The 7,970-nt window shown below is 63.4% G+C and carries 8 protein-coding genes and 1 tRNA gene; 6 read left to right on the top strand and 3 right to left on the bottom strand.

Features of this window, described 5'->3' with window-relative positions; genetic code table 11:
• From AC3A6J_RS27265 to AC3A6J_RS27255, 3 genes are all read left to right on the top strand, one after another.
• On the top strand, positions 1 to 1,078 hold a 1,078-nt coding region (locus AC3A6J_RS27265; protein WP_487863143.1), incomplete at its 5' end, for a hypothetical protein.
• 528 nt (positions 1,079 to 1,606) lie between these two features.
• The gene (locus tag AC3A6J_RS27260; RefSeq protein WP_487863142.1) at positions 1,607 to 2,071 is read left to right on the top strand and encodes a helix-turn-helix domain-containing protein; all 465 of its coding nucleotides are present in this window, start codon (positions 1,607 to 1,609) and stop codon (positions 2,069 to 2,071) included.
• A gap of 27 nt (positions 2,072 to 2,098) precedes the next feature.
• Positions 2,099 to 2,647, top strand: coding sequence for a VapC50 family PIN domain-containing toxin (locus AC3A6J_RS27255; protein WP_487863141.1), 549 nt, complete (start codon positions 2,099 to 2,101; stop codon positions 2,645 to 2,647).
• A gap of 30 nt (positions 2,648 to 2,677) precedes the next feature.
• Here AC3A6J_RS27255 and AC3A6J_RS27250 read toward each other — a convergent pair whose 3' ends face one another.
• From AC3A6J_RS27250 to AC3A6J_RS27240, 3 genes are all read right to left on the bottom strand, one after another.
• The gene (locus tag AC3A6J_RS27250) at positions 2,678 to 3,907 is read right to left on the bottom strand and encodes a tyrosine-type recombinase/integrase (RefSeq protein ID WP_487863140.1); all 1,230 of its coding nucleotides are present in this window, start codon (positions 3,905 to 3,907) and stop codon (positions 2,678 to 2,680) included.
• Between the two features lie 174 nt (positions 3,908 to 4,081).
• Positions 4,082 to 4,156: transfer RNA gene (locus AC3A6J_RS27245), tRNA-Arg, on the bottom strand.
• 43 nt (positions 4,157 to 4,199) lie between these two features.
• Positions 4,200 to 4,439, bottom strand: a complete 240-nt coding sequence (locus AC3A6J_RS27240) for a hypothetical protein (protein ID WP_487863139.1) — start codon at positions 4,437 to 4,439, stop codon at positions 4,200 to 4,202.
• A gap of 298 nt (positions 4,440 to 4,737) precedes the next feature.
• Here AC3A6J_RS27240 and AC3A6J_RS27235 point away from each other — a divergent pair, with 298 nt between their 5' ends.
• The 3 genes from AC3A6J_RS27235 (at position 4,738) to AC3A6J_RS27225 (ending at position 7,955) form a co-directional block, all read left to right on the top strand.
• Positions 4,738 to 5,766 carry a Bug family tripartite tricarboxylate transporter substrate binding protein gene (locus tag AC3A6J_RS27235; protein ID WP_487863138.1) on the top strand — a complete coding sequence of 343 codons (1,029 nt, stop codon included), beginning with the start codon at positions 4,738 to 4,740 and terminating at the stop codon, positions 5,764 to 5,766.
• 119 nt (positions 5,767 to 5,885) lie between these two features.
• Positions 5,886 to 6,404, top strand: a complete 519-nt coding sequence (locus tag AC3A6J_RS27230) for a tripartite tricarboxylate transporter TctB family protein (protein WP_487863137.1) — start codon at positions 5,886 to 5,888, stop codon at positions 6,402 to 6,404.
• Positions 6,405 to 6,425: 21 nt separating this feature from the next.
• Positions 6,426 to 7,955, top strand: a complete 1,530-nt coding sequence (locus tag AC3A6J_RS27225; RefSeq protein WP_487863136.1) for a tripartite tricarboxylate transporter permease — start codon at positions 6,426 to 6,428, stop codon at positions 7,953 to 7,955.
• Positions 7,956 to 7,970 lie beyond the last annotated feature (15 nt).

Raw genomic sequence — 7,970 nt, 5'->3', positions numbered from 1 at the left:
TGAGCCGCCAGGCTCGCAAAGAGGGTGGGTCAATATTGGATGGAAATGCCGGGTCAGGATTGCATGGAACTCAACACTCCGCGGACCAAACGCGAGGCCAGAAGACCTTGACTTCAAGCGTGTCGTTGCGGGTCGGGTTCGTTTGGACTTCCAGCGTCGGACGCGGCTCTACGATGCTGGCGACCGGGCTTGGCGCGGAAAGCCGGAGCGCGAACGAGGCGGTTCGCTAGATGGACAATTCCTCAGCGTCCTGTTCGCCTGGCTCATCGAAGGCGGTGGCAGTGGCGACCGCGACCTCGATACTCGTTTGGCGCTGCGCATCTGGGAATACGACGCCACTCGCGCCAAGGCGGGCGAAAGGAAGGAGCGCGGTGAGTACGACTTGCCGAGCCAGGACCTCGGCTATGACGTCCTTCTGAAGCTGGGAGCTTTGTCGATTGCCGCGCCCGCAGGGAAAGATCGCGCGATTTGGGAACCCGTTCTCGCCCACGGACCGGCCGCACACTACGCGCTGCGGCACTTCATTCGTGGGTTGTTCCTGCGCCTCGCGAAAGGTGACGACCCGGTGGCATTCGAGCGCGTCTGGTGGGCCACCGCGGAGTTTGGCCTCGCCGCCGATTGGTCTCAACCCGGCCTCTGGTTCCACGGCGAGCGCTTGATTTGCGACCTGCTTGGCTTCGGGCACGAGGATGCCCTGTCCCTGCTGCCCTCGGGCGCGGCTCTGCGGATGAAGGATCTCTACGCACGCTGGGCCGCCGCGCGACTGACTCGCGACGAAGAATGCGTCACACGTTTCTGCCACTTCCTGGCGACAAAGTTCGGAGCCCCACTTCGGCTTGACGGGCTTCGCTGGCTCGCAGCCATGCTCAAGGAACGCGAGCCTTCAAATCGCTGGTACCGCGAGGGTACTGGCGACGCATTGGTGGAGCTGGTGGCGGCGGCATTGAGTTCCGACGCGCAGGCCCTGTCGCAACACGCTCAGTCGCGGCAAGCGCTTGTCGAGATAGCTGCTGCACTTGCAGCTATCAACATCCCGACCGCCCTGACTCTCCAAGAGCGCATTAGGCGGCTGCGATAGCGGTGGGGAGCAGGCTTCACATGGTCGGGGACGAAATTTTGTTCGAAGTCCCAATCTGAATGTCTGCGTTTGCACCGCATGCGGTCGTTGACGGACCGGCTCGCGGAAGTCGGCTTTCGCTGCGAAGCGGGCAGTCGGAACCGTCAATCAGATGACAGCATGCGAGCGAAAAGCGGTCACGGCTGGTATGGGGTGTGGTCACCTCGATGAGTCGGGATGCCCATTGCTGCCACAACTTATTGCCCCCTTCTACAGCTCGACTTAGCTGGGTTTGCCGCCAAGTTTCCAGTCGATGAAATGCTGACGTGATGCCTTAGTGCCTTAGTGCCTTAGTGCCTTAGTGCCTTAATGCGCCCCTTGGAGGGCATGGCCACCAGACTGGTGGCCGAAGGATCCGGCCGCTGAATGAAGGCGCCCGCTGACAAGCGTGCCGTCTTCTTTCCGGCGCCCGGCGGTTGCGAATATTGCGTTTAATGCGTATATTTCGCTTGAGGCGTCGGCGTAGCGCCAGCTATGAAAGGACCCAGCATGACCCAGATACTCGACCCAGCCAGCGAAATGGAAGCGGAAATGGCCGGCGCGGCGACGGCGTGCCTGGTCGCGGCTCTGGACCACTCCAATGCAAAAGCCGTCAAGGTGACCATCGAAATGGACGGGGACGGCAAGGGCGAAGCCCCGGTGCTGCTTCTGCCTCCGCGTGCCTTGCACTTCCTTGCCGACGTGCTGCGCCAGATGGCCAAGCGCGAGCCGATGATGCTCGTCCCGCAGAAGCTGGAGCTCACGACGCAGCAAGCCGCGGCACTTCTGAATGTGTCGCGCCCCTTCGTGATCAAGGAGATCGAGGCTGGCCGGCTGAAGTGCCGGCTGATCAACCGGCACCGCCGCATCGAGTTCGAAGAGCTCATGCGCTACAAGGACGAGCAGAAGCAGCGGTCGGCCGGCGCCCTCAAGCGATTGAACGACCTCTCCCAGGAGATGGGCGAGGAGCTGTGAGTGGCGGGAAGCGCCAAGTACACGGCAGTGCTCGACGCCAACGTCTTGTACCCGGCGTTGCTGCGCGACGTGCTGCTCAGCCTGGCCGACGCGGACCTCTATAGCGCGAAGTGGTCCGTCCACATCCGCGATGAGTGGACGCGCAGCCTGCTGCGGGACCGGCCCGGCATGGGAGTCCAAGTTGCCGCTGCTGCGCAAGCCATGGAGGACGCCATTCCGGACTGCCTCGTCTCAGGCTACGAACACCTGATCGAGGGCCTGAAACTGCCGGACCCGGATGACCGCCACGTGCTGGCGGCCGCGATCACTGGACACGCGGATGCGATCGTCACATGGAACGAGAAGGACTTTCCCAGGGAAGTGCTGGACCCGTTCGGCATCGAGGTGCAGACGCCCGACGAATTCGTCCTCAATCAGTTGATGCTGGAGAAGCTCACCGCGCTCGCGGCTTTGAAGCGAATGCGCGAGCGCTGGGCCCGGCCGCAGTACGACGCGATCGCGTTGGTCGCCCTGCTCGAGAAGCGCGGGTTGCCCCAGACTGCGGCGCACCTGCGCGATGTCGTGGCACTCATCTAGCTGGCTTGGCAGGCGCGCGCGGCCTTGGCGCTATGTCATCTGGCGCGGCGTCAAGGGAATCACGTCGGCACCGATGCGCAGCTTGTCCAGGTAGTCCGCCCAGCGCTGCATCATTTCCCGGCGCGCGGGGAGATGTGCGGTGCGGTTGTACGCACGACCGTTGGTATCCCTGACCATGTGGGAGAGCTGGTGCTCGATGAAGTCCACGCGCTCGCCAAGCACCTCATCCATGATCGTCCGCGCGGTTGCCCTGAAGCCGTGAGCCGTATGGACCTCGGCACTGTAGCCCATCCCGCGCAGAGCGGCATTGATCGTGTTCTCGCTCATGGGGCGTTCACCCGTCCGTATGCTGGGAAACACAAACCGTCCATGCCCTGTGATCGGGTGGAGGTTTCGCAGAATCTCCACCGCTTGGGTTGCGAGCGGCACGACGTGATCGACCTTCATTTTCATCTTCGGGCCGGCGATGCGCCACTCGGCCGCGTCCAGATCGATCTCAGCCCATTCCGCGGTGCGCAACTCGCCAGGGCGGACAAACAGCAGAGGGGAAAGCTTCAGCGCGGCAACGGTAGTGGGGTGGCCGCTATAGGCATGGATCGAGCGCATCAGGTCTCCGACGCGCTTGGGCTCGGTGATGGCCGCGAAGTGCTTGGTTGCTTTCGAGGCCAGAGCTTCGCTCAGGTCGGCGGTTACGTCCCTCTCAGCCAATCCTGACACCACTGCGAAGCGAAACACCTGCCCGCAAAGCTGCTTGACGCGATGGGCGGTATCGATAGCGCCGCGTGCTTCCAGCTTGCGGACAACCCGCTCCAGAATGTCGCGCGGACCGATGGTGGACATGGGCATCTTGCCGATGAAGGGGAACACGTCCTTCTCGAGCCATGTCTTGACCTTGAGCTGCGTTCCACTCGCTCGTTTGGCCGCGGTCTTTCCCAGCCACTCGCGCGCAACCGCTTCGAACGTATTCGCCGCTGCGTCGGCGCGGGCTCTCTTTTCTTCGCGCTTGGCCGCGCTCGGGTCAATCCCGTCTGCCAGCAGTTCGCGGGCGGCGGCGCGGCGATCCCGAGCTTTGGCCAGCGAAACCTCTGGATAGGTTCCCAGCGCAAGCGTTTTCCGCTTGCCGGCGAAGGTGTAATCCAGTCGCCAGTATTTCCCGGCAGTCTTCACCAACAGGTACATGCCGGCGCCGTCGGCATATTTGTCGCCGATGGCCTTCCCGGTGGGCTTCACCTGCCTAACAAACGTGTCCGTCAGTGCCATCTCCACTCCTTAACGGTATCTCGTCACGAGGGTTTCCGGGATACCGGCAAAAGTGACGGTATTTCTGTGCGATGGGATGCTACGCCGCGTGTCGTCGCGAGGCAAAGAAAAACCCGCTACGCCTTGGGGCGTGCGGGTTTCTAATGTGGGGTGAGACGCCGTAAACCGGGTCCTTGGTGCCTTCGACAGGAATCGAACCTGTATCTGAGTCTTAGGAGGACCCCGTTCTATCCATTGAACTACGAAGACGGCAGCGGCCCGGACTTTACCACCGGCACCGCCCGTAGCTCGCTCAGCGCAGCCCGATGCGCGAGGCCTGCCAGCGCAGCGCCGCAGCACGCGCGGGGTCGGACGCCTCGATGCGGTCCGCACGCTTGTGCAGGGCGCGCATTTGCTCGACTTCCTCGATGATCTTGCGCGGGCTCAGCAGGGCGCCGACGAGCACGCCGGCCTCGATGGCCAGCGCCTTGAGCGCGCCGGTCAAGCCACTGCCGATGGCGCTTGCGCCGGTCGAACGGTCAAGGGTGGGCATGGGAATCTCCTGGTTGCGGAAAGTTAAGGGAATACCCGTATTTTAGGGTTTACCCGAAACCGACCGAAAACCGAGGAAAACATGGCCCTGGAGCGGACTGAAAGCGGCCCCATCGCAGGGGCTCGCGGTTGCATAAGAGTCCCTGCACGCGTCAAGCGGCGCGGGCATACCCCGAGACACAATTCTCCAAAAAGTTGACCATGGTCAAGCCGCCGAGTTCTTCCAGCGCGCACCATCTGCCCTGTTCGCATCTCAGCTCGGATTCAGAAAAAAAGAGCGCACCTTACACAGGAGACAAATGATGAAGAACTTCCTTTCGCGTGTCCGCACCTGCCGGACCAACGTCCTCACCGCAGCCGTCATGGCGCTCGCGGTGGCCACCCCCGCCGCAGCATGGGAACCCACCAAACCGGTGGAGTTCGTGATCCCCGCAGGCACCGGCGGCGGCGCCGACCAGATGGCGCGGCTGCTGCAAGGCATCGTCATCAAGCACAAGCTGATGAAGGAGCCGTTGATCGTCGTGAACAAGTCGGGCGGCGCGGGCGCCGAAGGCTTCCTCGCGGTGAAGGATGCGAAGGGCGATCCGCACAAGATCATCATCTCGCTCTCCAACCTGTTCACCACGCCGATGGCCACGGGCGTGCCGTTCAACTGGAAGGACATGACGCCCGTCGCGATGCTGGCGCTCGACCAGTTCGTGCTGTGGACCAACGCCGAGCAGCCCTACAAGACGGCCGGCGAGTTCATCGCGGCGGCCAAGGCGGCCGGCCCGAGCAAGTTCAAGATGGCCGGCACCGGCTCCAAGCAGGAAGACCAGATCATCACGGTGGCGCTCGAGAAGGCCACGGGCACCAAGTTCATCTACGTGCCGTACAAGGGCGGCGGCGAAGTGGCGGTGCAACTGGTGGGCGGCCATGTGCAGTCGACGGTCAACAACCCGATCGAGGCGGTGGCCCAATGGCGTGCGGGCAAGCTGCGCGCGCTGTGCGTGTTCGACGACGAGCGCATGGCCTTCAAGACCAAGGTGACCGACACGCAGTCGTGGAACGACATCCCCACGTGCAAGGAAGCCGGCGTGCCGACCAACTACACGATGCTGCGCGGCATCTTCATGCCGGCCGGCGTGAAGCCCGAGCAACTGGCCTTCTACGTCGACCTGTTGACCAAGATCACGGCCACGCCCGACTGGAAGGAATACATGGAGAAGGGTGCCTTCAACCCGACCTTCATGACGGGTGACGCGTTCACCAAGTGGCTCACGCAGGCCGAAGCCACGCACCGCACGCTGATGAGCGAAGCGGGCTTCCTCGCCGCGAGCAGCAAGTAAGTAAGCGGCCGGGCGTGCGCGGCGCACGCTCCTGATGGCGGCCGTCGTCCTGCGGGACGGCGGGCGGGCCGCTGCATTCCGGCTTTGCAGCAGACACACACACGAACGATGGGGATTCCATGGAGCACGATGAGATTTCGGAAGGCCCGCGCACGGGCGTAGCGACCAACGTGGTCGAGGCGGTGGTGGCGGCGATCCTGCTGGTGGTGGGACTGGTGGTGATCTACGAAAGCCAGCGCCTCGGCTCGGGCTGGACCAGCGATGGGCCCGGTTCGGGATATTTCCCGTTCTACATCGGCGTGATCGTCACCATTTCCGCGGCCGGCATCCTGTACCAGGCGCTGCTCGGCAAGGAGCGCAACACCGAAGTGTTCGTCGATTCGGTGCAGCTCAAGCGGGTGCTTTCCGTGCTCCTGCCGGCGATGGTCTACGTGTTCGCCATTTGGTTGTTCGGCCTGTATGTCGCCTCGGCGGTGTACATCGCGCTGTTCATGGTGCTCCTGGGCAAGTACTCGTGGATCAAGAGCGCCATCGCGGCGCTCGCAGTCAACACGCTGTTCTTCTTCATGTTCGAGGTCTGGTTCAAGGTGCCGCTGTTCAAGGGCACGCTGGATCCCCTCGCCTTTCTCGGTTATTGAATCTCACGGAGCACAGGCGAAATGGAAGAAATCAGTGCCCTCCTTCAGGGCTTCTCGGTGATCCTCACGCCGACGAACATCGGCCTGATGTTCCTCGGCATCATCCTGGGCGTCCTGATCGGTGTGCTGCCCGGACTGGGCGGCGCCAACGGCGTGGCGATCCTGCTGCCGCTCACCTTCACGATGTCGCCGACCTCGGCGATCATCATGCTGTCGTGCATCTACTGGGGCGCGTTGTTCGGCGGGGCCATCACCTCGATCCTGTTCAACATCCCGGGCGAGCCATGGTCGGTGGCCACCACCTTCGATGGCTATCCGATGGCGCAGCAGGGCAATGCAGGCGCGGCGCTCACCACGGCCTTCACTTCGTCGTTCATCGGTGCGCTGCTGGCGGTGATCATGATCACCTTCCTTGCGCCGCTGGTGGCCCGGTTCGCGCTCAAGTTCGGCTCGCCCGAATTCTTCGCGGTGTACCTGCTCACCTTCTGCAGCTTCGTCGGCATGGGCAAGGGCTCGCCCTTCAAGATCCTGGCATCGATGGCGCTCGGCTTCGCATTGGGGAGCGTGGGCATGGACACGGTCACGGGCCAGCTGCGGCTCACCTTCGGCCAGGCCGAGCTGATGCGTGGCTTCGACTTCCTGATCGCGGTGATCGGCCTGTTCGGCATCGGCGAGATCCTGCTGTCGATGGAAGAGGGCCTGAAGTTCTCGGGCAAGAGCGCCAAGATCGATCCCAAGATCGTGCTGCAGACCTGGAAGCAGCTGCCGCAATACTGGGTGACCTCGCTGCGCAGCTCGCTGGTCGGCATCTGGATGGGCATCACCCCGGGCGGCGCAACGCCGGCCTCGTTCATGGCCTACGGCCTGGCCAAGAAGATGTCCAAGCGCGGCTCCAAGTTCGGCACCGGCCAGATGGAAGGCATCGTGGCGCCCGAGACCGCGGCGCACGCGGCCGGCACCAGCGCGCTGCTGCCGATGCTGGCGCTCGGAATTCCGGGCTCGCCCACGGCCGCGGTGCTGCTGGGTGGCCTGCTGATCTGGGGCCTGCAGCCCGGACCGCTGCTGTTCGTCGAGCAGAAGGACTTCGTTTGGGGCCTGATCGCGAGCATGTACCTCGGCAACGTGGTGGGCCTGATCGTGGTGCTGAGCACGGTGCCGCTGTTCGCGTCTATCCTGCGCATCCCGTTCTCGATCATCGCGCCGGTGATCATCGTGATCTGCGCCATCGGCGCCTACACGGTGCACAACGCGATGCTCGACATCTGGTTCATGCTCGGGTTCGGCGTGATGGGCTACCTGTTCAAGAAGCTCGACTATCCGCTCGCGCCGCTGGTGCTGGCGCTGGTGCTCGGCGACAAGGCCGAAGACTCGTTCCGGCAGGCCATGCTGGTCTCGCAGGGCGACGTGATGATCATGTTCTCGAACCCGCTGGTCGGCGGCATCACCACCCTGGCGCTGGTGCTGCTGTTCTGGCCGCTGATCTCCAAGGTGATGTCGTATATCAAGCCGAAGAAGCCGGATGAGTTCGCCGTCGAGCGCCCGGTGGACTGACCGATCGAACGGAGC

The sequence above is a fragment of the Variovorax sp. Soil_C_39 genome, assembly GCF_057656815.1.
This window is presented reverse-complemented; position numbering and strand designations above follow the sequence as displayed.